The organism is Mycobacterium sp. IDUB_17 (assembly GCF_055419465.1).
Genome location: NZ_JBVAXS010000004.1, coordinates 369,994 through 395,468, shown reverse-complemented (window position 1 = coordinate 395,468; position 25,475 = coordinate 369,994). Strand labels below are relative to the sequence as shown.

Sequence of the window (25,475 nt, the reverse complement as noted above, 5' to 3'; positions counted from 1 at the left end):
TGCACGCGCACTGTGTACACATGTTCACTCAAACTTTGGCTGAAGGTGTTGGCCGACGGCTACTGGCCGGCCCGCGAATGAGTGCTCTCGCGAACCTGCTTACCGGCCCCCACGGGGTCGACCGCTACACCGAGCTGGTCGAGCCGACATGGACCCGCGGCGACGCCCGGGCCAAGGTGGTGGCGGTGCGGCGCCAGACACCGCGCAGTGTCACGCTGACCCTGGAACCGAACGCGGCCTTCGCCGGATTTCGAGCCGGTCAGCACATCAACCTCTCCGTCGAGATCAACGGCCGGCGCCGTACCCGGTGCTACTCGCCGGCCAATGCCGAAGGGGCGGGCCACCTCGAGTTGACCATCGGCCGCCACGACGGCGGGCTGGTGTCGACCTACCTGTGTGACCACGCCTACCCGGACATGGTGCTGGGCCTCGACTCGGTCGGCGGAGATTTCGTCCTGCCCGAGGCACTGCCGCAGCGCATCCTCTTCGTCTCCGGCGGCAGTGGCATCACCCCGGTGCTGTCCATGCTGCGCACATTGCGTGCACAGGCGTTCACCGGGGAGGTCGTGTTCCTGCACTACGCACGCGGCGCCGACGAGGCCTGCTACCGCTCTGAGCTGGCGGCCATGCGTTCGGCCGGCGTCCGGGTGCTGCACGGTTACACCCGCGACGGGGCCGTCGGCGACCTCGACGGGTACTTCGGTCCCGCGCACCTCGCCGCGGCCTTCCCCGGCGCCCAGCCGGACGCGGTATTCGCCTGTGGCCCGCAGGCATTGGTCGACGCGGTGCGGGAGGTGCGTCCCGACGCGCAGTCGGAGAGCTTCGTCCCACCCGTGTTCGCCGTGCCGACGGGATCCACCGGAGGCACCGTCCGGTTCGCCAACAGCAACGTGGAGGTGACCGACGACGGTCAACCGCTGCTGGTGCAGGCCGAGGCCGCCGGACTCGCGCCGGAAAGCGGCTGCCGGATGGGCATCTGCCACACCTGCACCCGATTCAAGACCAGCGGCGTCGTCCGCAACCTGATCACCGGCGCGATCTCCAGCGCCGACTGCGAAGACATCGAAATCTGCGTCACCGCACCCGTCGGCGACGTCGTCATCGACCTCTGAGACCTATCGACCTCCGAAAGGCACAGACATGACCCACTACACCCTGACCCCCGAGCAGTTCGAAACCTTCGGCGCCGAACTCGACGCCATCCGTGAAAAGGCAATTGCCGATCTCGGTGAGCGCGACGCCACCTACATCCGCGACATCATCAAGATGCAGCGCAAGCTCGAGATCGGTGGCCGTGCGCTGCTGTTCCTACCGCCGGCCTGGCCGGTCGGCACGGTGATGCTCGGGCTGTCGAAGATCCTCGACAACATGGAGATCGGCCACAACGTCATGCACGGTCAGTACGACTGGATGGGCGATCCGGCGTTGCGCGGCCAGAACTTCGAATGGGATTCGGCCTGCCCGTCCAATCAGTGGCGGCACTCCCACAACTACATGCACCACACCTACACCAACATCGTCGACATGGACCGCGACATCGGCTACGGCGTCCTGCGGATGAGCGAGGACCAGAGATGGAGCCCGTACTACCTGGGCAACCCGCTGTACGCATTCCTGCTGATGGTGTTCTTCCAGTACGGCGTGGCTCTGCACGAACTGGAGACCGAGCGGATCCGCACCGGTGAGATCAAGCTGCGGGACAAGAAGGACATGCTGCGCGAGATGTGGGACAAGGTGCGCAAGCAGACCGTCAAGGACTATGTGGCCTTCCCGCTACTGGCGGGCCCGTTTGCGCCATTCGTGTTCGCGGGCAACATGACTGCCAATCTGATGCGCAACGTGTGGTCCTACACGATCATCTTCTGCGGGCACTTCCCGGAGGGCACTCACGAGTTCACCATCGAGGAGACCCAGGACGAGACGCGCGGCCAGTGGTACTTCCGCCAGCTGCTGGGTTCGGCAAACCTGACCGGCGGCAAGTGGTTCCACATCTTCAGCGGCAACCTGTCGTTCCAGATCGAACACCACCTGTTCCCGGATATCCCGGCGCACCGCTACGCCGAAATCTCCGGTGAGGTCAAGGAGATTTGCCAGCGCTACGGTCTGCCCTACAACACCGGCCCGATCCACACGCAGTTCGCCTCGGTGGTGCGCAAGATCGTGCGGCTGGCGTTCCCGTGGGGCAGCAAGCCCAAGGATCCCGAGCCGGCCGCTAAAGAGCCTGCACCGGAACCGGCTTCGCGGCCGATCTGTGAGCCGGAACTCGTCAACTGCTGACCGCCAGGCTGCACTGCAGCAGCACCGTGTCCAGCCATCGTCCGTGCTTATAGCCGACCGCGCGCAGTCGCCCGGCCTCGGTGAAACCGTGCTTGCGGTGCAGGGCAATGGATGCCGCTGCCTCGTCGGTGTCGACCACCACGGCGATGACCTCACGGATACCTGCCGCGGTGCAGCCGTCCAGAAGTCCTTGCAGCAGTAGCGTTCCGATCCCACGACCGGCGCACTGCGGCGTGAGATAGATCGAATTCTCCACGGTGTGCTGATAGGCCGGGCGCAGCTTCCACGGTGAGCAGTAGGCATAGCCCACGATCTCGTCGTCGAGTATCGCGGTGAGGAACGGCAATTCACTCATCCGGGCCGTCGCCACCCGACGTTCCCACTCCTCGCGGTGCGGTGGGATCAGTTCGAACGTGGCCACCCCGGTCTCGACATGGTGGGCGTAGATGACGCTGATCGCGTCAAGGTCATCCGGTGACGTAGGGCGGACGACGGCGTTGATCATGTTTTCAGCCTAAGGGGCGTTGACCCGGTCGGTTGTCTGACTTTCTCCTAAGCTGTCGCTCAGTTGAGGAAGGGATTCCGATGGCCTACGTCAAGGCAGCCGAGCGTCACGAACAGATCGTCGCGGCGGCGATCCGCGTGCTCAGTGAAGTCGGCGTACCGGGTACGACGCTGCGTGCCGTCGCGGCCGAGGCGGGCATCCCGTTGGGCACGTTGCATTACGTGTTCCCGTCCAAGGATCAGATGCTGCGCGCCGTCATCGCCGCGGTCATCGACGATGTCGTCGCCACCGTGCATGACAGCCTGCAGCTCGACCAGGGTCTGGCGCACGCGATGCGTCACGGCGTCATGGCGTTCTGGGACGCCTTGGTTGAAGGCGATGTCGGTGTGCAGGTCATGCAGTACGAGCTGGCGATGTACTCCGTGCGCAGCGAGGGATCGGGGGGATTGGCCCAGCTGCAGTACGACCGCTACACCGCACTGGTGACCGAGTTCTGTGAGCAGGCGGCGAACGCCGCCGGCGAGCGGTGCGCCGTCGATTTCGCCACCCTGGGCCGGTTGGCACTCGGGATGCTCGACGGGCTGATCATCCAGTACATCGCGTGCCGAGACGGCCGTCGCGCGCGCAGCGACCTCGAGCGCGCGATCCAGATGCTCGTGGCGCTCGCAGACCCCCAGCCAGTGGCGGGTATGCGCAGCTAGCCGTCGACGGCTGTTGCCCCTGGTCAGTCCCGTGCTTAAAAGTCGGACGGTTGACCGACTTAGAACCTGGAGGTCTCATGACGGCGCAGGGCAGCGCGAGGGACGCCACGGTGGTCGTGGTCGGCGCAGGTATGGCGGGGCTGACTGCGGCCCGCGAGCTTCATCGCCGCGGCATCGACGTGGTCGTGCTGGAAGCGGCCGACCGGCTCGGCGGACGGACGATGAGCGAGACCACCGCGCTGGGATCGACGGTTGACCTCGGTGGTCAGTGGATCGGCCACGATCACCGTCGTCTCATGGCGTTGGCCGACGAGCTCGGACTCACCCGGTATCGGATGCACACGGGTCCGATGCCGGGCCTGATCGACCGCTCGCGCCGGTTGTCGGCGGTCGCACCACCGGTTCTCGCCGCCATGGTGGTTCTTGCCGGCCTCGAAGTGCTGTCCCGTACCGGGGTGCCACAACGCTGGAACGACACGACGGTCGAGTCGTGGCTGCGCCGGGCGCCGGGCCGTACCGCACGCCGGCTGCTGGAAGTGATTGCCGCGGTGTCCTGGACGGCAGACCTGGACCGACACTCGGTCTACGCGATGATGCGGATGATCCGCCAGCAGGGCGGTGTGCGCACCATGTTGTCGACCAAAGGGGGCGCGCAAGACTCGTTGCTCGTCGAAGGTATGAAAGGACTCGCCGACGGTTTGGCTGTCGACCTGGGCTCCCGGATCCGCTTGGGGCATAAGGTCGTATCGATCCGTCGCGACAACTCCGGCGTGACCGTCGGAACGACCGCGGGCGACTTCCGGGCCGCCAAAGCCATCGTCACCGTTCCGGCGCCCATGGCTGGATCCATCGCCCATCAACCACCGCTGCCGCCGGAGCGGGCCCGGGTCGCGGACTGCACCTATATGGGATCGGTCTACAAGGCCATCGCGGTGTACGACCGGCCGTTCTGGAGGCAGCGCAAGGGCGGCGAGCTGATCGTCCTCGACGGACCGGGCAGCGGTGTCTTCGACACCAGCCCGCCGGATGGGCCGGGCCACCTGTGTGTGCTCATCGGTGGACCTGCGGCGCGTCAGCTCGATGGCCTCTCCATCGAGGAGCGGCGCAGGGCTGTGCTGGACCCGCTGATCGGCCACATCGGGCCGGAGGTGCTTGAGCCGGTCAGCTGGCATGAGAAGTCATGGCATACCGATGAATACGTCGGCGGTGGCTACATGGTCCTACCCATTGCGGGCACCCTGGAGGGGCTTCTCCCGTTGCCCTCCACGCCCGTCGGCGGCATCCACTGGGCGGGAACCGAAACCGCTGGCGATCACCCGGGTTACATCGAAGGCGCGATCGAATCCGGCCTCCGCGTGGCGCAGGAGGTCGCCCAGGCGCTGAGTGTGGCAGCGGACTAGAGGCTGAATGCCCCAGCGAAACGCCGTTCAGAAGGGTGGGGGTGGTCCGTATTCTTCGGCGAGCCAGGCTTGGTATTGGCGTTCGATTTCGAGGTCGTTGTTGAGTTCGGCGCGTAGGCGTCGTTCGGCGTTGATGCGGTCTCGGCGGTCTTGTTCGCGGGTTTGGCGGCGGGTGGGCATCATCGCGCCCCGGTTCGGGTGGTGGGCCGGGGGTTCGGGGAGGTTCAGTTCCCCGGTGGGTTGGGCCAGGGTGGGGAACATGCTGGCGCCGTGGGGTTCAGTGGTGTAGGTGTGCCCGGTGGGTGTGGTGAATTCGACGGTGCCATCGGGGAATTGACGGTCCGACCACCCGGCGCAGAAGGTCTTGACCAGGTGGTGGGCGCGGCAGTAGAGCTTGTTGTTGGACGGATGCGTCGGGCCCAGCGGGTAGGGCATCGTGTGGTCGATGTCGCAGCGCTCGACGGGGGCATCGCAGCCGGGGAAGCGACACGTCAGGTCTCGCCAGCGGATGAACTCCGAGAGCGCGACCGAAGGGCGATACCCGGGCTCAGACCCATCGGAGTCGGTGGGTTGGGGTGGCTCGGGCTCGGAGGCGGGCTCGGCGGCCTCGCCGGGTTCGGTTGGCCCGGCGGCCTCTACCGGTTCGCTGGGCTTGGCGGGTTCGGCAGGCACGTGCAGCGGCTTGATCCTCGCCGTGGCGGCCAGGTCACGCACCGACTCGGCGGGCAGGATCCCATGCCCCGGTAGATATCCCGGATCATCCGAGCTGCCATCGACGGTGGCCCGATCGGCCAGCACATGAACCACCGCCGCATCGGCGGCCGCACGCTTCCGCGCCGCGGGGCACTCGTCACGACCACACCGGCAGGCCAGTTGGGATTCCAACCGGGCCAACGGCCCCACCGCATCCGCGCGACGCTGCTCACGGGTCCGCGGATCATGCTCACACACCGTCGCCGCCAGGGCGTTGAGGCGTTGATCCAACGCTGTCCCTTCGGCGGCATCCAGGTTGGCCCACACCGATGCCATCCCGGGGCTGCCCGGCTCGATCTGCACGAACCGTTCCTCAGCCACATCCGGGGGCACCCGCACCCCATTCGGGTCGAGTTTGGCGATCCACTGATCCACCCGGTCCCGCAACTGCCGCTGCGAGAACCGCATCCATCTGTGTGCCCGCGCCGCCAGTTCGGCATCCAGCCCGGCCCAGACTGCTGGGTCGACGATGCCGGTGCGGGCAATGATGGTGCACACCACCCGATAGTCGATATCCCCGACAGCGAACCGTGCCGCCACCAACGGCAGCTTGTCCCGCAACACCCGGGCATGGTGAACCTGGGTACCGGCCCGCCCCCGGCTGATCCGCAACGCCGCCGACACCTCCGCGGCCACTTCTTCGAACGGATCAGTCCGCCACAAAATGGACTCGGCCAGCTCCTGTTCCCGCAGGGAGTCCAACGCCCCGATCGCCGCCAACCGGCCCGCGATCGCCACCGACTCCGCCCGCGCCGCACCACTGATCCTGTCGATCAGCTCCGCATCGGAATCGGTCTCGAACATGCGTTCGATTATGCCATGCGTGACCGACATTGACTCTGTTTTCGGGTACGAGTTCGGGTCCGGGTGAGGCTCGAACCGGGCCGTTCCTCGTCAACGCGCAGTGCGTCAATGACCCTGCCCCACGAGAGAATTCAGGATTGGCAGGTTGGGCACCAGTACGTCACCCGCTCGGTGCCGGCGTCGGTCTCGATCAAGGTCCCGCATCGGCGGCAGGGCTCACCGGCGCGGCCGTAGACCCACAATTGTCGGCCGGGCCGCGTGTCCCCGGTCGTTGTGCGATTCCATCGGGACCGGTTGAGCCACAGCATGTCCCGGGCGCGTTGCACGACGCGCAACGGGTCGGTCAGCGTGCTGACGGGTGAGGTCGGCAGCCGGCCGAAGACGAAACACAGTTCGTTGCAGTAGACGTTGCCGACGCCGGCCATCACCCGCTGATCGAGCAGGGCCTGCGCCAACGGACGCTCGGGATCGGTAGCCAGATTGGCAGCCGCGGTCCGTGGCTCCCAGTCAGGGCCGAGCAGGTCCGGACCGAGGTGGGCTACCGCTGCCATATCGGTGTCGCGGTCGAGCACTTCGAGAACGCCGAGGTCGATCCCGGTGGCCCGACTGTCGGCGGTCTCCAGCACGATCCGAATCCGGTGGGCCGCACCTTTGGACCACCCGATGCGCCAACTGCCCTCCATCTTCAGATGGGAGTGGATGCTGGCCGGACCAACTCGGATGAACAAGTGCTTACCGCGGCTGAGCACCTCGTCGACCACGTGCCCGGTGAGATCGACGGTGGCGTAGCGTGGAACGCGAATGTCGCATCGCGTCAAGGATTTTCCCGCCAGAGCGGTGCGCAGTGCCGTGGCGGTGTGGAAGACGGTATCTCCCTCTGGCATGTTTTCATTGAACCAGTTGTCATGGAAGTTGACGGTCGCTCGATGGCATAATCGGCCGATGATCAATTCTCGACCCGGCGGGAGGGGCGTTCCCGCCCTCCAGTGAGCGGCGCGGAGGCGCCGCACCCGGCGCCTCGCATTCGAACCCGTAAAGAGATCCACCGGCAGCGGCGCTCTGGCCGTCACCAGTGCTGGAACCACATCATCGTCGCGCCACTCTGGCCCAAGCACGGCGTGAATCTGGGCACGTTGCTCCGCACGTGCGACGCCGTGGGTGCATGTCTGGCCGTACCACGCCTGCCGTGGGCTTCCGAGGCTCTACGCAAGGGAAACACTCTGCGGCACAGGTCATGCGTCCACTGGATCTACGGCGACGTCGTCGGCTGGCTGGAGAAGCAACGGGAGCGGTCGCACATCATCGGTGTCGAACTCGCCGACGAGGCGATCCGGCTGGCGGATCTGCCCGCGGCGCGCACGCGCACGGTGTTGGTTCTCGGCAACGAGGGCACCGGTATGCCTGCCGAAGCAATGGAACTGCTCGACCTGGCGGTCGAGATTCCAATGGTGGGCACCGGTCACAGTCTCAACGTCGCTGTTGCGGGATCGCTCGTGCTGTACAAGGTCGCCGGCCTCCTGTGAGGCGGTTCACCGCAGCCACTGACCACGCGGCGTGCGGGCGAACCCCGACGCCGCCTCAGCGTCAACAACCTCGTACGGGCCGGTCATGCCACCACGTACCAGTCGTCGCCGATGACTGACCGCAGAAGCGCAATGTGTACATGAATCTGGAACAGGTGGGTGGCCTCCACAATTGCGGCGCCACCGATCAGCAGACCCGGCGCGAATCCGTACAGCTCATCGAACCGCAGGGCGCCGAGATGCTGGTAGACCCGTTCGAACGTAGGCGCTTCGTTGCGGTCGTAGAACTCGAACCGCTCCATCCCAGATGCGGTGAAGAAAGCGTGCAGCGAGCGCTCGAATCCACCCGGCGTCAGATCTCTGGCCGGCGGTTTGAGGAACAGAACTCCACGTACCGGATCAACAATGAGCGATATGCCGTACCCGGGCGTCCAGAACCACACCTTCCCGAAAGCGCTTCGGATGAAAGGAATGTACTGCGCGTACGTGCCCAGCCGCGGGTGCTGAACCTTATCGAGGAGGACCTGTTCGGTGGTGACCCTCCATTCGACCGGATCCACCAACCAGGCCGTCCCGTTGCCGAATCCGGAGAACCCGAACTCCTGCCAGTAGGAGATCAGGCAGTCCGGGACTAGCCCGGTGTAGGCGCGCACGTGCTCGTCAGTGCACGGGGGACCAGGGATCGAGAACGGAAGCTCTTCGAGGAAACACTCGAAGAATTCGTCGGGCATGCCGTCACCTCCCATCAAGCGCGTCTAGGCCTGCAGCCGGTCTCGGTTAGCCAGCGATGGGGCCCGCGAGCGATGCCATGCGCCACGCGGCCCCCAGGATGGCCCCCTGGGCGAGAATGCCGATCAGCGGCCACCAGAACCCAATTCGGTTGCGGGCCAGCTGAATGACGCCGACACAGAAAAACAGCCCAGCCGGCACCATCGTCGCGAGCGCGGTCCACATCGCGAAGTTGATCCACTTCTCATCGCCGCATTCCACGTAGGCGCAGTTGTCGATGCTCATCGGGAAAACCATGAAGCTCATCAGCGCGACGAAACCCAACCCGGCCTGGACTACGAACAGCAACACACAGACAGTGATGTCGGCGATCCGGACACCGCGGGGGAGTCGACGCACCTCGTAGTGCGCAACGTCGTTACCGAGCGTTGGCTGCACCTGTTCGGCCGGCTCGTTCATACCGCTCAGTATCCCGGTGCCGATCAGACCTCTGCGGTCACGGCGCGCCCCCGATCGACCAGTCATTCTTACTGTGACTTGTAAGAACTCATCCGATCATCGCAGCCGCAAACCGCGCGGGGTGCGGGAAAATCCGGCCCCGGTCAGCGCGTCCTGCACGGCGGCACGGTCCGCGTCGACGCCGGGATCGAGCACCGCGACCCCGTTGATCCGCTCCACCAATAACGACGGCATGCGCCCGGTGCTCACGAGTTCCGCCAGAGCCCCCGCCGCGGCCCGCTGCGTATCGGCGTCCGAGGTGAAGCTGAGCAGGGTCCGGCCACCGCGCTCCAGGAACCACACCAATTGCCCGTCGACCAGCGCGACCAGGGCTCCGGCTTTGCGGCCGGGCCGGTGCGTGTCGTCGCCGCCGCGTTCCGGCCAGGCCAGTGCCGCTCCGTAGGGATTGGCCGGATCCGTCGCCGCGAGAACGACGGCGTGGAACTCGGGTCGCTGTGGATCGACCCCGTCGAGATAGGACCGCAGCCGGTCGACTGTCGAGGCTGCCGCGAACTGTGCCCCGCCCAACGACTCCACGAAGTAGCCCCGCTGGCAGCGGCCGGCGTCCTCGAACGCGCTCAACACCTTGTACAGGGTGGCGAACCCGCCGGGCACCCCCTCGGCCGCTGCCGCCCCTTTGGTCAGCACTCCGTGCCGGTTGAGCAGCAGCTCGGCCTGGAAGTGCGCCCGTACCGTCGAATCCGGTTCTGCGCCAGGCAATGCCGACCACCGGCCGGACACCATCGGATCGGCCGCCCGGGTGTGCGGGCGCGCCACGCTGTAGCGGCTGAGCCGGGGCGGGCGCTGGCGCTGGCGGTGCGCCGGCGTCCCGGACCGCCGAGGACCCGTCAGCATGGCGCGCACCGGCGCGAACGTGTCCCCGGTGACCCATCCGGCCCAGATCAGTTCCCACAGAGCGGTTTTCAGCTCAGATTCGCCGGCAGTATCGGTGAGTTGCCGGAAGAAGTACGCCCCGCCGCGCCCGAGCGTCTCCATGATCGCCCGGTGGGTATCGGTGAACTCGATCTCGGCGGGCACCGGCAGCGTCAACGGCGCGGTCTCGGCAAGATGGAATGTCACCCAGCCGTCGCTGCCGCCGATCTGCCCGGCGCCCGACCACATCACCTCACCGGAAGCGAGCAGCTCGTCGAGCATGGCCGGTTGATAATCGCGGACCCGTTGACCGAAGACGAGCGACTCCACCGCCGATGCGGGAACGGGAACGCCGGCCAGCTGTTCGATCACCGCGGCCAGCCCGTCGATCCCCGCGCTGTGGCTCGATCCGACGTGTTGCCAGGCCGGCAGGAAGCGACCGTAGGCCGCGGTGCTGACCGGTTCGACCTGAGCGCGCAGCGCGGCCAGGGAACGGCGGCGCAGGATCCTCAGTACTTCGGCGTCGCACCACTGATCGCCGGGGAGATCGTCGACGAATTCACCGCGCACCAGCCGGCCGTCGACAGCCATGCGACCCAACACATCTGCGGTCACCCGCAGGCCCAACCCGAACCGGGCGGCCACCTCGGTGGTGGTGAACGGCCCGTGGGTGCGGGCATAGCGGCCGATCAGATCCCCGAGCGGGTCGTCGACGGATTCGGTGAATGCCGCGGGCACCCCGACCGGCACCGGCGCGCCGACCCCGTCGCGCAACAGGCCGATGTCTTCGACCGCCGCCCACCAGGTCTGGCCGCCATAGGTCACCGGCAGCGCACGCTTGGCGGCGTGCAGCCCGTCGAGCCAGCCGCCGATCGTGTCGGTGGTGGCGCGCGCGGCGATCTCGACCTCGGTGAGCGGACCGAGCATCCTCAGCAGATCTGCCACCGCCTCGGCGTCGCGCGCCGCGCGCTCCTCGGTCAGGTGTTGCAGTTGCGCGGACGTCGACGCGACCACCGCCGGGTCCAGCAGTTCGCGCAATTCGACGCGCCCCAGCAATTCGGACAGCAGCACGGTGTCCAGTGCCAGCGCCGCGGCCCGCCGCTCGGCCAGTGGGCTGTCGCCCTCGTACATGAACGCGCCCACATAGCCGAACAGCAGCGATGCGGCGAACGGTGACGGGGTGGCGGTTTCGACCTCGACCACCCGCACCCGACGCTGCGCCACCCGCCGCATCAGCTCGGTCAGGGCGGGCACGTCGTAGACGTCCTGCAGGCACTCCCGCACTGTTTCCAGCACGATCGGGAAGTCCGGGTACTTGCGGGCGATGTCGAGCAGTTGTGCGGCGCGCTGCCGTTGATGCCATAGCGGGGAACGTTTGCCCGGGTGCCGGCGTGGCAGCAGCAGGGCACGGGCGGCGCACTCACGGAACCGGGACGCGAACAATGCCGAGCCGCCCACCTCCGCGGTGACGATGGGCTCGACCTCGTCGGCATCGAACACGAACAGGTCTGCGCCCGGAGGGTTTTCGCCGCTGTCGGGCAGTCGCACGATGATGCCGTCGTCGGAGGCGGTCGGCTTCTCGTCGATGCCGTAGCGTTCCCGCAGCCGTCGGCCCACCGCGAGGGCGAGTGGTCCGTGGACCCGCAGCCCGTACGGGGAATGGAGGATCACCCGCCAGTCACCGAGCTCGTCCCGGAAGCGCTCCACCACGAAGGTGCTGTCGCTGGGGACCACACCGGTGGCCTCCCGCTGATCGTGCAGCAGCTGATACAGGTTGTCGGTGGCGAATCCGGCGAAACCCATTGCCTGGCAGCGCTCATCGAACTCAGCGCGGCCCAGTGCGGCGAGCTCGCCGGTGAACGCCCCGACGGCCGCGCCCAGCTCGGCGGGTCGGCCCACGCTGTCGCCGCGCCAGAACGGCAACCGGGCGGGCTGGCCCGGCGCCGGGATGACCAGCACCCGATCGTGGGTGATCTCCGTGATCCGCCAACTGGTGGCGCCAAGGGAGATGACATCACCCGGGCGTGACTCGTAAACCATCTCCTCGTCGAGTTCGCCTACCCGGGACGGTTTTTCGGAATCGGTGGCCAGGTAGACGGTGAACAGTCCGCGGTCGGGGATGGCCCCGCCGGAGGTGACGGCCAGGCGCTGCGCGCCCGGGCGGGCGGTGAGCGTTCCGTGGTCGCGGTCGTACACGAGCCGCGGCCGCAGCTCGGCGAACTCGGTGGACGGATACTTCCCGGACAGCAGGTCGAGGGTGGCCTCGAAGGCGCTGCGCGGCAACGTGGCGAACGGTGCGCTGCGCCGGACCGCGTCGAACCAGGCGTCGGCATCCACCGGCTCCAGGGCGGCGACGGCCACCGTGTGCTGGGCCAGCACGTCGAGCGGATTGGCCGGGACATGCATCGTCTCGATGTCACCGGAGCGCATGCGCTGCACCGTCACCGCACAGCCGATCAGATCGGTCCGGTGCTTGGGGAACAGCACGCCCTGGGAGATCTCGCCGACCTGATGCCCGGCACGTCCGATGCGTTGCAGCCCACTGGCCACCGACGGCGGTGACTCGACCTGGATCACCAGATCGACGGCACCCATGTCGATGCCCAACTCCAGGCTGGAGGTGGCGACCACGGCGCGCAGCCGACCGCTTTTGAGATCGTCCTCGACCTGGGCCCGCTGCTCCTTGCTGACCGAACCGTGGTGCGCCCGGGCCAGCAGTGGCGGCGCGCCGTTCGCCTGGCCGCTGGCCATGAGCTGAGCCGGGGCGCCGCCGCCGACCTGCGGGTTACGGTCCAGCGAGAGCTCGATTCCGGCACGTTCGGCATGAATCTCGTTGAGCCGTGAGGTCAGCCGCTCGGCCAGCCGGCGGGAATTGGCGAACACGATCGAGGACTTGTGCGCCTCGATCAGGTCCACGATGCGCTCCTCTACATCGGGCCAGATGCTGTTGTTGTCGAGGTTGGCCATGTCCGGAACCGGAACCTGGACCGAGAGGTCGAAGGTCTTCGCGGCAGGCGGGGCCACGATGGTGGTGGGCGCCTGCCCGGACAGGAACCGGGCCACCTCCTCGGGCGGCCGCACCGTCGCCGACAATCCGATCCGCTGGGCCGGCTTGTCGAGAAGCTGATCCAGCCGTTCCAGTGAGAGTGCCAGGTGCGCACCGCGTTTGGTGGCGGCTACGGCGTGAACCTCGTCGACGATCACGGTCCGCACCGATGCCAGCGTCTCGCGGGCCGCCGAGGTCAGCATCAGGAACAGTGACTCCGGGGTGGTGATCAGGATGTCTGGCGGCTTGCTCAGCATCGCGCGGCGTTGACTGGGCGTGGTGTCCCCGGAACGGACCCCGACGCTGATCGACGGGGCGGGCACTCCGTGGCGCTCGGCGACCCGCGTGATCCCGGTCAGCGGGGTGCGCAGGTTCCGCTCGACGTCGACGGCCAGCGCCTTGAGCGGTGACACGTACAGCACCGTCGTGCCCGACCGCGGGTCGGCGTGGGTCCGGGCCAACTCGTCGATGGCCCACAGGAACGCGGCGAGGGTCTTGCCCGAGCCGGTGGGGGCGATGACCAGGGTGTTGTGGCCCTCGGCGATGGCGGACCACGCCTGTGCCTGAGCGGCCGTCGGCGCCGGGAAGGCAGCCGTGAACCACTCCCGGGTCAGTGCACTGAACCGGGCCAGCGGATCGACCGGCGTGGTGGCCACCTAGCCATACTGCCGCGCGGTACCGACAAGTGGGCGTCAGCGGTGTTCAGGGGCGGCAGCGCAGAGCAGTTCGGCGGGCAGTCCGGGCACTCGGCCGATCGCATCGAGCAGGGCGTGCGCACAACTGTCGGCGACGAAGCCCGCGTCGATCGACGGATCCTTGAGCCGTTGCCGGCACATCTCGAAGGTCAGTGCCAGCCAGCCGTACACGGTGGCCCGCAGGTCGCGCTCGACCTTGGCGTCCAGCGGTTCGGACACCGCGTCGCCGATCCGGCCCATGATCCGGTCGGCCTGCCGGTCGTTGTCGACGTCGTCGACGCCGCGCAGCACGGGGTCGGTGCGGCCCAGGCCCATGTACGCCGCCCACGCACCGTGCGGATGCTCCTCGTCATAGCGCAGGTAGGCAAGCACGCCGGCGCGCAGCTGGCCGAACAGGCTCTGGCCAGGCTCGGGAGGGGTACTGGTGGCCTCGAACAGGCGCTCGCCCTCGGCCTGCACCACGGCGGCGAAGAAGGCCCGCTTGTCGGGGAAGTAGTGGTACATCAGGGCCCGGGACACCCCGGCGCGTTCGGCGATCTCGTCGATGCGGACCTCGTCGTACGGTCGTTGGCCGAACACTTCGGCTCCCAGCGCCAGCAGCTCGTTGCGTCTGTCGGCGGGGGACAGCCGGCGTCTCGACTCGGCACCCACGTCTGCAGCTTAACTTGCAGGGCCGCTCATCCCCGGCGAAGCGACTTCCTCGCGCCTCCTTACTTGACACATGTACAACAAGGGCGGAATCCTGGTGGCATGACCGTCTCGGGTGTGCGGACCTCACCTTCTGCGGGGGCGAAGTATCCGAGACTGCCCCACCCGCCGCGACGGGTGCCGCTGCTCGGCGACGTGCTCGGACTGCAGCCCGACTCGTCGATGCAGAACGCGATGGGGATGGCCGAGCTGGGGCCGATCTGCGAATTCCGGTTCCTGGGTGCCCGCTACGTGGTCGTCACCGGTGCCGACGCGGTCGCCGACCTCAACGACGAGGCCCGGTTCTGCAAGCATGTGGGACCCGACATCGAGGCACTGCGGATCGTCGGCGGCGACGGGCTGTTCACCGCGTACAACGACGAACCGAACTGGTACAAGGCCCATCAGCTCCTGATGCCGGCATTCAGCCAGGTCGCGATGCGCCGCTACCACGGCGTGATGTTCGACGTTGCCGGGCAGCTGACCGACCGCTGGGATCAGCGGGCCGCCGAGGGCGACACCGTCGATGTCTCGGCCGACACCACCAGGGTGACGTTGGAGACGATCGGGCGGTGTGCGGCCGGATATTCGTTCGGATGCTTCCAGGACGACGCGATGCACCCGTTCGTCGCGCACATGGTGTCCGCGCTTCTGGCGGCTGACCGCCTCGGGGTGCTCCGCGAAACCTTCCTCCCCGCCTTCGCCTACCGGCGCTACGAGCGCCGGGTCCGCAGCGATGCGAAGTACCTGCATGAGTTGGCCGACGACATCGTCGCCGGCCGGCGCGCGCAGCAGTCGGGCAGCCACGACGACCTGCTGCAGATCATGCTGGGGTCCGACCTCGACGCTGCGAACATCCGCTATCAGCTGATCAATTTTCTGATCGCCGGGCACGAGACCACATCTGGCGCATTGTCATTCGCGCTGTATTTCCTGTCGCAACATCCGGAGGTGTTCGCCCGCGCCCGCACCGAGGTGGACGAGGTGTGGGGCGATGAAGCGCGACCGGAGTTCGAGAAGATCGCCAAACTACGGTATGTCCGGCGGGTTCTCGACGAATCGCTGCGATTACAGCCGACGGTGCCGGCGTACTACCGCGCCGCTCGCCACGACACCGTGCTCGCCGGAATCCACCCGATGCGCGAGGGGGATTGGGCGCTGGCGCTGACCTCGACCCTGCACCGCGACCCCCGCTGGGGCCCCGACCCGGACGCATTCGATCCGGACCGGTTCACACCGGAACAGATGCGGGCCCGGCCCGCCGGCCTGTACAAGCCGTTCGGCACCGGTGAAAGATCATGCATCGGAAGGCAATTCGCACTGCACGAGGCGGTTCTGATGCTGGCGGTGCTGATCCGGCGCTATGACCTGACGGCTGATCCGGACTACACGCTGCAGGTACAGGAGCGCCTGACCATGATGCCGTCCAATTTCCGGCTGGGTCTGCGACGGCGCTAGCTCGCCGTACGAGGCGTGAATCGCCCCGAATCGGGGTACCGTCATCGTGGATAGACCCGCAACGTCGGCAGGTCCGCGTATGGAATGGTTCAACGCAGACGAATATTGGTTGGCCAGACAGGTGTTGCAGCGGGGGACCGCCGCGATCTACCTGATCGCGTTCATCGTGGCGGCCCGGCAGTTCCGCGGGCTCCTCGGTGCGCGGGGGCTGCTCCCGATACCCCGTTTTCTGGCCGCCAATTCGTTCCGGCGCGCCCCGAGCCTGTTCCAGTTCCACTACTCGGACCGCTTCTTCGCCGCGGTGTGCGCAACCGGCGCGGTGCTTTCGGCGGCACTGGTGGCCGGCGCCGGAGATCTGGTGCCGCTGTGGGCCGCGATGCTCGCCTGGCTACTGCTGTGGGTGCTGTACCTGTCGATCGTCAACGTCGGGCAGACGTGGTACTCGTTCGGGTGGGAATCCCTTCTGCTCGAAGCCGGGTTCCTGGTGATGTTCCTGGGCAACGACGACGTCGGGCCCCCGCTTCTGGTGATATGGCTGGCCCGCTGGCTGCTGTTCCGCGTCGAGTTCGGTGCGGGACTGATCAAGCTGCGCGGTGACCCGTGCTGGCGCAACCTGACCTGCCTGTACTACCACCACGAGACACAGCCCATGCCCGGGCCGCTGAGCTGGTTCTTCCACCACCTGCCCAAGCCGCTGCACCGAATCGAGGTGGCCGGCAACCACTTCGCCCAACTCGTCGTGCCGTTCGCCTTGTTCGCCCCGCAGCCCGTGGCCAGCGGGGCGGCGATCGTCGTGGTCATCACCCAACTGTGGCTGGTGGCATCGGGCAACTTCGCCTGGCTCAACTGGGTCACCATCGTCCTGGCGTTCAGCGCGCTCTCGGATTCCACTGCCGCGGTGGTATTCCCGGTCTCCGAACACCAATTCGGACCAACCCCAACATGGTTCGTCGTCGTGGTGGTCGGGTTCGCGGTCGCGGTGGCAGCTCTCAGCTACTGGCCCGCACGCAACCTCGTCTCCAAACGGCAGCGGATGAACGCCTCCTACAACCACTATCACCTGGTGAACTCCTACGGGGCGTTCGGCACCGTCGGCCGCACCCGCGATGAGGTGGTGTTGGAGGGCACCTCGGACCCGCGTTTGACGGATCACACCGTCTGGAAGGAGTACGAATTCAAGGGCAAGCCAGGCGATGTCCGTCGGTGGCCCCGCCAGTTCGCGCCGTACCATCTGCGGCTGGACTGGCTGATGTGGTTCGCTGCCATCTCGCCGGCATATGCCCACGGCTGGCTGCGCATGCTGCTGACCCGGCTCCTGGAGAATGACCGAGACACGCTGAAGCTGCTGCGGTGCAACCCATTCCCCGACGAACCGCCGCGCTATGTCCGGGCCAGGCTGTACCGGTACGAGTTCAGCACCTGGACCGAACTGCGCCGCGACCACGTCTGGTGGCACCGCATCTCGCTGGGCGTGTATGTCCCGCCGCAAACCTTGCCTTCTGCCGGGCGCTCATCGGCCGGCGCGCAGTGACCGCTGGTAACGGCGCATCCCCGCGATCCACCGGTCGTAGTCGGAGCCCTTGTGGCGGTACATGTCGAGCACCTGCGGGTGGGGGAGCACCAGAAAGGTGTCCGACCGCACCGCCGCCACGGTGGCCGCCGCGACATCATGGGCACTGATCACGTCGCCGGACTGCACGATCGACGCCGCGCCGGCCGCGGAATCCGGATCCGCCGAAGCGCGCACCGCGTCGAGCAGCGGGGTGGCGACCCCCAACGGGCATACACAGCTGACCCCGATGCCGTCATCGCCGTACGTGATGGCCAGCCATTCGGCGAATCCGACCGCGGCGTGCTTGGTGACGGCGTATCCGGCCGCGCCGATCTGGGACAGCAGACCGGCGGCCGAGGCGACCGACACGAAGTACCCGCCGCCGCGCGACCGCCATTGCGGGACAAGCACTTGCGCAGCTCGGACGTGGGAGCGCAGGTTGACGTCCAGGATCGAATCCCAATCCTCGTCGGTGCCGAGACCCGGCGCGCCGATGATTCCGGCGTTGGCGACGTAGATGTCGACGGGGCCGAACTCGGTGGCGGTCAGCGCCTCGATGTCGGCTGTGACACCGGCGTCGGCCCGGACTCCCAGCGCCTGCCCGCCCCCGGAACGGATCTGCGCGGCGGTCTGTTCGGCCGACTCCTGATTGAGGTCGGCGGCCACCACGCGGGCGCCTTCCGCGGCGAACGATTCGGCCAGTGCGCGGCCGATGCCTGATCCGGCGCCGGTGATGACCGCGACCGAGTTCTCAATCTGCATGCCTCCTGCTTACAGCCGATCCTCCTTGAGAGCCAGAGCCGAGGTGCCCCTGGTGTAGCTGACTTCCCGGATCCCCAGGACATCGTGCAGGCGGCCGGCCGGAAGGGTCACCGGTTTCGGTGCCGGCCCGTCGCCGGGATGCGGCAGCGGATAGGCCGTGGTGGTGCCGCTGTAGAACGTCACATTGCCCTCGGTTTTCGAGAACAGCTGGTGGACATGCCCGTTGAGGCAGGTGACCGAGGAGAACCGGCGCAGGTGGCTCAGGGCCTGGGCGGAGTCGTCGGTACCCCAGCCCCAATCCGGGTACATCGCGAACAACGGCATGTGGCTGAACACCACGATCGGGGTGTCCGAGGACAACGGGGCAACGTCCTTCTCGATGAAGTCGAGCTGATCGGCACCGAGGTGTCCGAGCTTCTTCAGATTCAGCGTGTTGACCAGTCCGATGACATGCACCCCGGCGATGTCGAAGCTGTACCAACCGTCGCCGCGGGTGCCTGCGCCGAACACCGACCGGTACTTCTGGCCCGCATCGTCGACGGAGTCGTGTTCACCCGGCACGGTGAAGACGTGCGGTGTGTTGAGTCCCTGCATCATCTGCTTGACCTGGTCGAACTGGGCGGGAGTGGACAGGTGGGTGAGATCGCCGGTGTGGATCACGAAATCCGGTGTGTAATCCAGCGAGTTGATCTGCGCGATGGCCCGGCCGAATGACCCGGCCACATCGGTGTTGGCCGCGCCGGTGAATCCGATGTGGCTGTCTGAGATCTGAGCGAAACGCACCGTCGGCCCCGCGACGCCGGCGGTGTGCGAGGTGGCCGCGTGAGAGACGACCTCGCCACCGACCACGACGAGACCGACCGCGGCACCGAACCAGGCGCCGTGCCGGATGAGCTGGCGCCGCGTCATGGTGTGGGGATCGGTCATGGTGTCACCACCACGGTGCCGTGCATGACGGGATGGATCGAGCAGATGTAGTCATAGCTGCCCGGATTGGTGAAGGTGAAGCTGAAGGTGGCGTTGGCGCCCATGCCGGGGGAGCGGAAGGAACCGTCCCCGGCGGCGACGGTGTGCGGTTCCTCATCGTGGTTGGTCCACGTCACCGTGTCGCCGCGGTGGACCGTCAGGGTGGCGGGGGCGAATGCGAAGTTGTCGATGCTCACCGCGGTGCCGGCGACCGGGGCGGGAGCTGTGCTCATCGGTGCTGCCGGGCTCATCGGCGCCATTTCGTGCATCGGGGCCATGCCGACCGATGTGCCACCGCCGAAGTCCACGGTCGGCGGTGCTGTGGGCGGCGTGCTCGAGCACGCGGACGCCGTCGCCACCAGGGCGGCGATAACGGCAGATGTCGGGAATCGTCGGACCATCGGGACCTCCGTTGTCTCTCAAAGCGGTGCAAACCGGTCACCAGGAGATAGCGCACCGGGTTACACGGGTGGATGCTGATGGGGTGCGAACGGCGTTCGCGTGTAACCGCCCGCCCTATCTAGGTGTGCGGAGCCCTGTGTCGGACTCCGCGCGACGAAAGGTGGGTGGCCGGTGATGGTCCGACGTGACCGCCCCGAGCTGAGGATCGTGCCCGAGGGGTGTTACCCCAGCTGGGAAGCCGTCTACGACGACAACGTGACGTGGGTGTACCGGCTGCTCTACGCGCGGCTCGGCAGCCGCTCCGACGCCGAGGACCTCACCTCCGAGGTGTTCCTGGCTGCGCTTCGGCCGCTGCGGCTCTCGGCGAGCGTGGCCGAGGTCCGGTCGTATCTGCGTGCCACCGCCCGCACCGTGCTCGCGGCGCATTGGCGGGCCACCATGGGACGCGAGATCACCGTCATCGACGACGATGTGGCCGCGCCTGACCCGGGCCCGGACGGCGAGACCAGTACCGCGCCGCAGCGCGTGGCCGCAGTGCTGGGGCAACTGCCGCCGCAGTACCGCCGGGTGCTGGAACTACGTTTTCTGCAGGGCCGTTCGGTGCGGGAGTCGGCGAATGACATGGGAGTAAGCGTCGCCAATGCGAAGGTGTTGCAGCACCGGGCGTTGCGATTGGCCGCTCAGATCAACGAGGGAGAGTCACGGTGACCAGGCGCGGGGTACGCAAATACGTCGACGATCTACTCGCCGGGCGACGACCGGGATCCTTCCCTGCCGACGATTTCGACGCCGCCCAGATCCGCACGGCAATCGAGCTGCGGGCCGCCCAGCCCGATGCCGACGAGCCTCGGCCCGAGTTCGTGGACGACCTCAAGGACCGTATCGCCCAACAGTTTTCCCCGGAGCAGCCGGATGAACCGGGCCCGACCCGCCAGGGTCCGTCGGCGACGCGGCGGCAGGTGATCGTCGGCACCGCTGCGGCGGCGACCGCAGCGGTGGCGGTCGTCTCGATCGAGCACGTGATGACCGGCCGGGGTGCGTCGCCGGGTTCCGAACAGGCCGGATCCGAACTGGTGCCCAGTGAAGGTGCATGGTTGCCGGTGGCGAAAAGCGCTGACCTGGTGGAGGGGTCGGTGTTGCCGTTCGACCTATCGACGGTGTCGGGATTCGTGCGCCGGGTAGCGGGCGGCAACGTGGAGGCGGTGTCCGGGGTGTGCACCCACCAGGGTTGCAAGCTGTGGTTCGACAACTCCGCCGACAGTCTGCGCTGCCCGTGCCACGTGACGTCCTTCTCGCCCGCCGGCCAGGTGCTCACGCATCAACTTCCGATCGCGCCGAAGCCCCTGCCGCACTTCGAAGTCCGGGAACGGGACGGGAATGTCGAGGTGCTGGCGCCGCAACCACCGGCCCGGCCGGCCTGAGCCGGTGTAACCACCGCGCATATCGATAGGTGAAACCTACGGATGCGGGAGGTCCACCAGATGAACAGATCGATATGGGCAATTGCGGTGGCAGCGGGGCTCGTCAGCGCCGCTGTGCCGGCCGGCCCGGCGTCGGCAGCACCCACCGGCGGCACCAAAGCCCCCGATGTGGTGCGAGAGCTGACCGCGGCCGGCTATGCCGTGCAGATCAACGGGGACAACGGAGTTCCGCTGTCACAATGCACGGTGACCGATGTGCACGGGGTGCCCGCGTCGCGTACCAGCGCGCTGCAGTTCACCACCGTGTACGTCGACGTCGAGTGCGAGCAAGAAGGCTGAGCCGCCTACCCGAAGTGCACGCCCTGGGCCAGCGGCAGCTCCGAGGAGTAGTTGACCGTGTTGGTCGCGCGGCGCATGTACGCCTTCCACGCATCCGACCCGGACTCGCGGCCTCCGCCGGTGTGTTTCTCACCGCCGAACGCGCCGCCGATCTCGGCGCCGGACGTCCCGATGTTGACGTTGGCGATCCCGCAGTCGGATCCGTCGGCTGCCATGAACCGCTCGGCTTCGCGCACGTCGGTGGTGAAGATCGCCGATGAAAGACCCTGCGGTACCGCGTTGTTCAGCGAGATCGCATCGTCGATGTCGTCGTAGGTCAGCACGTAGAGGATCGGGGCGAAGGTCTCGGTGTGCACGACCGCGGTCTGCGCGGGCATCCGGACCACCGCGGGGGCGGCATAGAACGCACCCTCGTCGCCGAGGTCGTGACGCTCACCGCCGAACACCTCGCCGCCGTCGGCACGGGCCTCCTCCAGCGCCCCGACCATGTCCCGGTAGGCGCGGGTGTGAATGAGCGGACCGACCAGGGTTCCGTCCACGCTCGGGTCACCGATGGGCAGGCTCTGATAGGCCGAGACGATCCGGGACACCAGGTCGTCGGCGACAGAGGAGTGCACGATCAACCGGCGCAGCGTCGTGCACCGTTGCCCGGCGGTGCCCGCGGCGGAGAATACGATGGCCCGCACCGCGAGGTCCAGATCGGCCGAGGGGGTCACGATCGCGGCGTTGTTGCCGCCGAGTTCGAGCAGTACCTTGCCGAACCGGGCGGCGACCCTTGGTCCGACCTGCTGGCCCATCCGCACCGAGCCCGTGGCGCTGACCAGGGCGACCCGTGGATCGTCGACCAGTCGCTCACCCAACTCGCGCCCGCCCAGGATGAGCCGGCTCACCGCCGCGGGCGCACCGACATCGGTCGCAGCTCTTTCGATCAGGGCCTGGCAGGCGATCGCGGTGAGCGGGGTCAGCTCCGAGGGTTTCCAGACCACGGTGTCGCCGCAGACCAGCGCGACCGCGGTGTTCCACGCCCACACCGCCACCGGGAAGTTGAACGCGGTGATCACGCCGACGACGCCCAGCGGATGCCAGGTCTCCATCAGCCGGTGTCCGGGACGTTCGGACGCGATGGTGCGGCCGTACAACTGGCGGGAGAGGCCGACGGCGAACTGGCAGATGTCGATCATCTCCTGCACCTCGCCAAGTGCCTCGGAGGTGATCTTGCCCGCCTCCACCGTCACCAGAGTCGCCAGATCTGACTTGTGTTCGACGAGCAGCTCGCCCAGGCGTGCCACCAATGCACCGCGCACCGGTGCCGGGGTCGTGCGCCAGGTCGAAAAAGCTTGTGCGGCATCGGCGATCGCGGAATCGACCTGTTCAGGACTGTCCTTGGACAGGGTGAACAACACATCGCCGCTGATCGGTGTGCTGGCATGCAGGCCGGGTCCCGGGGATGTCGGCTCGCCGAGTTCCGCCCGCGCACCGACAGCCTCCAAGGCCTGGCGCACCCGCCGGCGCAGCTCCTCTGCGGTAGGGAGATCGGTCCGTTCGGTGGTGGTCATCGTGTGCCTTTCTGGTTCGCTGCGGTGCCGGATACAGTGCGGGCCATGGGTGAAGCCGACGAATACGTGCTGGACGACACCGACCGGACCCTGGCCCGCGCGCTCGCCGCTGACGGCAGGGCCACGCTGGCGCAGCTGGCATCGGCGGCCGGGCTGTCGGTATCGGCGGTGCAGGCGCGGGTGCGCCGGTTGGAGTCGCGAGGTGTCGTGACCGGATACGCCGCACGACTCAACCCCGAGGCGTTGGGCAACATGCTCTCGGCGTTCGTCGCCATCACTCCTCTCGATCCGTCCCAACCCGATGATGCACCCGCGCGGTTGCAGCACATCCCCGAAATCGAATCGTGCCACTCGGTGGCGGGCGAGGAGAGCTACGTCCTGCTGGTCCGGGTTGCCTCGGCCCGGGGCTTGGAGGACCTGCTCCAGCGGATCAGGACCGCGGCCAACGTCCGAACGCGCAGCACCATCATTTTGCAGACATTTTACAGTGGTAGAGACTACATTCCGTAACAGTTCCTGCTGTAGAGGGTAATGGCCGTAAAGATTCCGTTAGTATGGCGGCATGACCGCAGTGCTGACGACTACTCCGCACGTAACGCCAGACCGGGTGCGAGCGGTCCTGGCGCGCAGCGTCCTGACCGACGGTTTCGACTTCGTCCTCGACCTGGACCGCTCCCGGGGGGCCTACCTGGTGGATGCGCGCACCGGCGCACGCTTCCTGGACATGTTCACGTTCTTCGCCTCGTCTGCACTCGGGATGAACCATCCGGCGCTGGCCGCGGATGAAGATTTCCGCGCCGAGTTGGGCCGGGTGGCGGTCAACAAGCCGAGCAATTCCGACATCTACAGCGTGCCGCTGGCCCGTTTCGTCGACACCTTCCGCCGCGTGCTCGGCGACCCGGACCTGCCGCATCTGTTCTTCGTCGACGGCGGAGCCCTGGCGGTCGAGAACGCGCTCAAGGTGGCATTCGACTGGAAGAGCCGGCACAACGAGGCCCGCGGGATCGACCCTGCACTGGGTACGAAGGTGCTGCACCTGCGCGGGGCGTTCCACGGCCGCAGCGGATACACCATGTCGCTGACCAACACCGATCCGGTCAAGGTGGCCCGCTTCCCGAAGTTCGACTGGCCCCGCATCGACGCCCCGTACGTGCGGCCCGGTCTGGATATCGCCGCACTCGAAGCTGATTCGCTGCGCGCGGCCAGGGCTGCGTTCGAGGCCAACCCGCACGACATCGCCTGCTTCATCGCCGAGCCGATCCAGGGTGAGGGCGGTGACCGGCACATGCGGCCGCAGTTCTTCGCCGCGATGCGTGAGCTGTGCGACGAGTTCGACGCTCTGCTGATCTTCGACGAGGTGCAGACCGGGTGCGGGATCACCGGAACTGCCTGGGCCTACCAGCAATTGGGGGTCACCCCGGATGTGGTCGCCTTCGGGAAGAAGACGCAGGTGTGTGGGGTGATGGCGGGTCGCCGAGTGGACGAGGTCGCCGACAACGTCTTCAGCGTGAGCTCGCGGATCAACTCCACCTGGGGCGGCAACCTGGTGGACATGGTGCGCTCACGACGAATCCTCGAAGTCATCGAGTCCGAGGAGCTGTTGCGCGCCGCCGCGGTGACCGGTGATTATCTGCTCGGTCAGTTAGCGGCGCTGGCAACGGATTTCTCTGACACAGTGCTCGCGCCACGTGGCCGAGGCCTGATGTGTGCGTTCAGCCTGCCCACCACTGCCGCACGTGACGAGCTGGTTCGGCGGTTGTGGGACCGTCGCGTCATCATGCTGCCGAGCGGCACCGATTCGGTACGGTTCCGGCCCGCGCTGACCGTCACGCGCAAGGAGATCGACGAATGCCTCGACGCCGTGCGGGAGGCGCTGCGATCACCGCTGGCGGGCTAGGGCTGGTCGGTGGCCGGTTCTGAAGATGCCGCGCGGCGCAGGATCGACTTGAGCCTGGGGAGGTCGGCTCCGCCCACCAACTCGCAACCGTGAAGTTCGGCGAGTTTACGTGCAGCCGGGGTGAATTCGTTGTTGGTGACCACCATGGTCCTGCTGCAATCCTGCATCGGCGCGCCTGCGACAACCTCCTGCACGGCGCCCGCGCCCACCGGCCGTGACAGTCGTTTGCATTGCACGGCGATCCGATTCGGCCGGTGTCCGACGATCAGATCCACGCCCCAGTCTCCGGTGAGCGGAGTCATGATCACCGGCAACCCGCAGGTTCGGGCGACATGGGCCACGTGGTCCTCGAATTCCAGCCCGGTCATCTCGGTCGTCGGCTGCTCACGGGCGCTGGGCGTGCTCGCGCCCCGGAATGCACCCAGCAGGAACCGCGGAGTCGCCGCCAAGGCCAGTGGCACCGCGACACCGATCGCCAGGCTCCATGCGGCGTCGACGCCGGCGATGTGACTCGCGATCGCGGCCGCCGCGCCGGCCGCGATGAAGAGCTTGATCCTGAGCCGTCTCACGGCGTCGAATGTAAATGTCACGTGTGACAAATACGGTGAGCCGGCGTCAGCTCCGCGCGATA

The 25,475-nt window shown here is 67.3% G+C and carries 24 protein-coding genes; 12 read left to right on the top strand and 12 right to left on the bottom strand.

What is annotated here, in order from left to right; genetic code table 11:
• The first annotated feature begins 20 nt into the window (after positions 1 to 20).
• Together ACZYZ7_RS19455 and ACZYZ7_RS19450 are read left to right on the top strand one after the other, a co-directional pair.
• Positions 21 to 1,112: a ferredoxin reductase gene (locus ACZYZ7_RS19455; protein WP_463741532.1), complete on the top strand. Its 1,092-nt coding sequence runs from the start codon at positions 21 to 23 to the stop codon at positions 1,110 to 1,112.
• Between the two features lie 28 nt (positions 1,113 to 1,140).
• Positions 1,141 to 2,277, top strand: a complete 1,137-nt coding sequence (locus ACZYZ7_RS19450) for a fatty acid desaturase family protein (protein ID WP_135453151.1) — start codon at positions 1,141 to 1,143, stop codon at positions 2,275 to 2,277.
• Here ACZYZ7_RS19450 and ACZYZ7_RS19445 read toward each other — a convergent pair.
• The gene (locus tag ACZYZ7_RS19445) at positions 2,267 to 2,782 is read right to left on the bottom strand and encodes a GNAT family N-acetyltransferase (RefSeq protein WP_450070328.1); all 516 of its coding nucleotides are present in this window, start codon (positions 2,780 to 2,782) and stop codon (positions 2,267 to 2,269) included. The two genes, ACZYZ7_RS19450 and ACZYZ7_RS19445, sit on opposite strands and share 11 nt — an antisense overlap.
• Positions 2,783 to 2,862: 80 nt before the next feature.
• On the opposite strand from ACZYZ7_RS19445, the gene ACZYZ7_RS19440 reads away from it, so the two are divergent.
• Both ACZYZ7_RS19440 and ACZYZ7_RS19435 read left to right on the top strand, forming a co-directional pair.
• Positions 2,863 to 3,483 carry a TetR/AcrR family transcriptional regulator gene (locus ACZYZ7_RS19440; protein WP_463741531.1) on the top strand — a complete coding sequence of 207 codons (621 nt, stop codon included), beginning with the start codon at positions 2,863 to 2,865 and terminating at the stop codon, positions 3,481 to 3,483.
• A 77-nt stretch (positions 3,484 to 3,560) separates the two neighbouring features.
• Positions 3,561 to 4,883: a flavin monoamine oxidase family protein gene (locus ACZYZ7_RS19435; RefSeq protein ID WP_463741530.1), complete on the top strand. Its 1,323-nt coding sequence runs from the start codon at positions 3,561 to 3,563 to the stop codon at positions 4,881 to 4,883.
• A 27-nt stretch (positions 4,884 to 4,910) separates the two neighbouring features.
• Here ACZYZ7_RS19435 and ACZYZ7_RS19430 read toward each other — a convergent pair whose 3' ends face one another.
• Both ACZYZ7_RS19430 and nei2 read right to left on the bottom strand, forming a co-directional pair.
• The gene (locus tag ACZYZ7_RS19430) at positions 4,911 to 6,440 is read right to left on the bottom strand and encodes an HNH endonuclease signature motif containing protein (RefSeq protein WP_463741529.1); all 1,530 of its coding nucleotides are present in this window, start codon (positions 6,438 to 6,440) and stop codon (positions 4,911 to 4,913) included.
• Between the two features lie 131 nt (positions 6,441 to 6,571).
• On the bottom strand, positions 6,572 to 7,324 hold the full coding sequence (gene nei2, locus ACZYZ7_RS19425; protein WP_463741528.1) for an endonuclease VIII Nei2: 753 nt from the start codon (positions 7,322 to 7,324) through the stop codon (positions 6,572 to 6,574).
• 234 nt (positions 7,325 to 7,558) lie between these two features.
• On the opposite strand from nei2, the gene ACZYZ7_RS19420 reads away from it, so the two are divergent.
• Positions 7,559 to 7,963 carry a TrmH family RNA methyltransferase gene (locus tag ACZYZ7_RS19420; protein ID WP_463741527.1) on the top strand — a complete coding sequence of 135 codons (405 nt, stop codon included), beginning with the start codon at positions 7,559 to 7,561 and terminating at the stop codon, positions 7,961 to 7,963.
• Between the two features lie 83 nt (positions 7,964 to 8,046).
• Here the strand turns inward: ACZYZ7_RS19420 and ACZYZ7_RS19415 are convergent, their stop codons facing one another.
• From ACZYZ7_RS19415 to ACZYZ7_RS19400, 4 genes are all read right to left on the bottom strand, one after another.
• The gene (locus tag ACZYZ7_RS19415) at positions 8,047 to 8,694 is read right to left on the bottom strand and encodes a GAD-like domain-containing protein (protein ID WP_463741526.1); all 648 of its coding nucleotides are present in this window, start codon (positions 8,692 to 8,694) and stop codon (positions 8,047 to 8,049) included.
• 46 nt (positions 8,695 to 8,740) lie between these two features.
• Positions 8,741 to 9,151, bottom strand: coding sequence for a hypothetical protein (locus ACZYZ7_RS19410; RefSeq protein WP_463741525.1), 411 nt, complete (start codon positions 9,149 to 9,151; stop codon positions 8,741 to 8,743).
• 96 nt (positions 9,152 to 9,247) lie between these two features.
• A complete protein-coding gene (locus ACZYZ7_RS19405) occupies positions 9,248 to 13,765 on the bottom strand; it encodes an ATP-dependent helicase (protein WP_450070321.1) in 4,518 nt (1,505 codons plus the stop codon).
• 36 nt (positions 13,766 to 13,801) lie between these two features.
• Entirely contained in the window at positions 13,802 to 14,455 is a 654-nt protein-coding gene (locus tag ACZYZ7_RS19400) for a TetR/AcrR family transcriptional regulator (protein WP_135453161.1), read from the bottom strand.
• Positions 14,456 to 14,554: 99 nt separating this feature from the next.
• Between ACZYZ7_RS19400 and ACZYZ7_RS19395 the strand changes: the two genes are divergently transcribed.
• Together ACZYZ7_RS19395 and ACZYZ7_RS19390 are read left to right on the top strand one after the other, a co-directional pair.
• Positions 14,555 to 15,949, top strand: a complete 1,395-nt coding sequence (locus ACZYZ7_RS19395; RefSeq protein WP_463741524.1) for a cytochrome P450 — start codon at positions 14,555 to 14,557, stop codon at positions 15,947 to 15,949.
• A gap of 79 nt (positions 15,950 to 16,028) precedes the next feature.
• The gene (locus ACZYZ7_RS19390) at positions 16,029 to 17,480 is read left to right on the top strand and encodes a lipase maturation factor family protein (protein WP_463741523.1); all 1,452 of its coding nucleotides are present in this window, start codon (positions 16,029 to 16,031) and stop codon (positions 17,478 to 17,480) included.
• Here the strand turns inward: ACZYZ7_RS19390 and ACZYZ7_RS19385 are convergent.
• The 3 genes from ACZYZ7_RS19385 to ACZYZ7_RS19375 are packed head-to-tail and all read right to left on the bottom strand — an operon-like array spanning position 17,460 to position 19,630.
• Positions 17,460 to 18,263: an SDR family NAD(P)-dependent oxidoreductase gene (locus ACZYZ7_RS19385; RefSeq protein ID WP_450070318.1), complete on the bottom strand. Its 804-nt coding sequence runs from the start codon at positions 18,261 to 18,263 to the stop codon at positions 17,460 to 17,462. The genes ACZYZ7_RS19390 and ACZYZ7_RS19385 overlap by 21 nt on opposite strands.
• A gap of 9 nt (positions 18,264 to 18,272) precedes the next feature.
• Positions 18,273 to 19,190: a metallophosphoesterase family protein gene (locus tag ACZYZ7_RS19380; RefSeq protein ID WP_450070317.1), complete on the bottom strand. Its 918-nt coding sequence runs from the start codon at positions 19,188 to 19,190 to the stop codon at positions 18,273 to 18,275.
• Positions 19,187 to 19,630, bottom strand: coding sequence for a cupredoxin domain-containing protein (locus ACZYZ7_RS19375; protein ID WP_135453166.1), 444 nt, complete (start codon positions 19,628 to 19,630; stop codon positions 19,187 to 19,189). Before ACZYZ7_RS19375 ends, ACZYZ7_RS19380 begins: the two co-directional genes overlap by 4 nt.
• A 175-nt stretch (positions 19,631 to 19,805) precedes the next feature.
• Between ACZYZ7_RS19375 and ACZYZ7_RS19370 the strand changes: the two genes are divergently transcribed.
• From ACZYZ7_RS19370 to ACZYZ7_RS19360, 3 genes are read left to right on the top strand one after another with little or no spacing between them, the layout of a single operon-like run.
• Positions 19,806 to 20,339 carry an RNA polymerase sigma factor gene (locus ACZYZ7_RS19370; protein ID WP_135453167.1) on the top strand — a complete coding sequence of 178 codons (534 nt, stop codon included), beginning with the start codon at positions 19,806 to 19,808 and terminating at the stop codon, positions 20,337 to 20,339.
• Entirely contained in the window at positions 20,336 to 21,052 is a 717-nt protein-coding gene (locus ACZYZ7_RS19365; protein WP_463741522.1) for a Rieske (2Fe-2S) protein, read from the top strand. Before ACZYZ7_RS19370 ends, ACZYZ7_RS19365 begins: the two co-directional genes overlap by 4 nt.
• A gap of 60 nt (positions 21,053 to 21,112) precedes the next feature.
• Positions 21,113 to 21,391, top strand: a complete 279-nt coding sequence (locus tag ACZYZ7_RS19360; protein ID WP_135453169.1) for a hypothetical protein — start codon at positions 21,113 to 21,115, stop codon at positions 21,389 to 21,391.
• A gap of 5 nt (positions 21,392 to 21,396) precedes the next feature.
• Here ACZYZ7_RS19360 and amaB read toward each other — a convergent pair whose 3' ends face one another.
• Complete coding sequence (gene amaB, locus ACZYZ7_RS19355; RefSeq protein WP_463741521.1) at positions 21,397 to 22,947, bottom strand: L-piperidine-6-carboxylate dehydrogenase; 1,551 nt, start codon at positions 22,945 to 22,947, stop codon at positions 21,397 to 21,399.
• Between the two features lie 45 nt (positions 22,948 to 22,992).
• On the opposite strand from amaB, the gene ACZYZ7_RS19350 reads away from it, so the two are divergent.
• Positions 22,993 to 23,457: an Lrp/AsnC family transcriptional regulator gene (locus tag ACZYZ7_RS19350; protein WP_167857760.1), complete on the top strand. Its 465-nt coding sequence runs from the start codon at positions 22,993 to 22,995 to the stop codon at positions 23,455 to 23,457.
• Positions 23,458 to 23,509: 52 nt separating this feature from the next.
• Complete coding sequence (gene lat / locus ACZYZ7_RS19345) at positions 23,510 to 24,844, top strand: L-lysine 6-transaminase (RefSeq protein WP_463741520.1); 1,335 nt, start codon at positions 23,510 to 23,512, stop codon at positions 24,842 to 24,844.
• On the opposite strand, the gene ACZYZ7_RS19340 is transcribed toward lat, so the two are convergent.
• On the bottom strand, positions 24,841 to 25,413 hold the full coding sequence (locus tag ACZYZ7_RS19340; RefSeq protein WP_450070313.1) for a restriction endonuclease: 573 nt from the start codon (positions 25,411 to 25,413) through the stop codon (positions 24,841 to 24,843). The genes lat and ACZYZ7_RS19340 overlap by 4 nt on opposite strands.
• Positions 25,414 to 25,475: the final 62 nt, after the last annotated feature.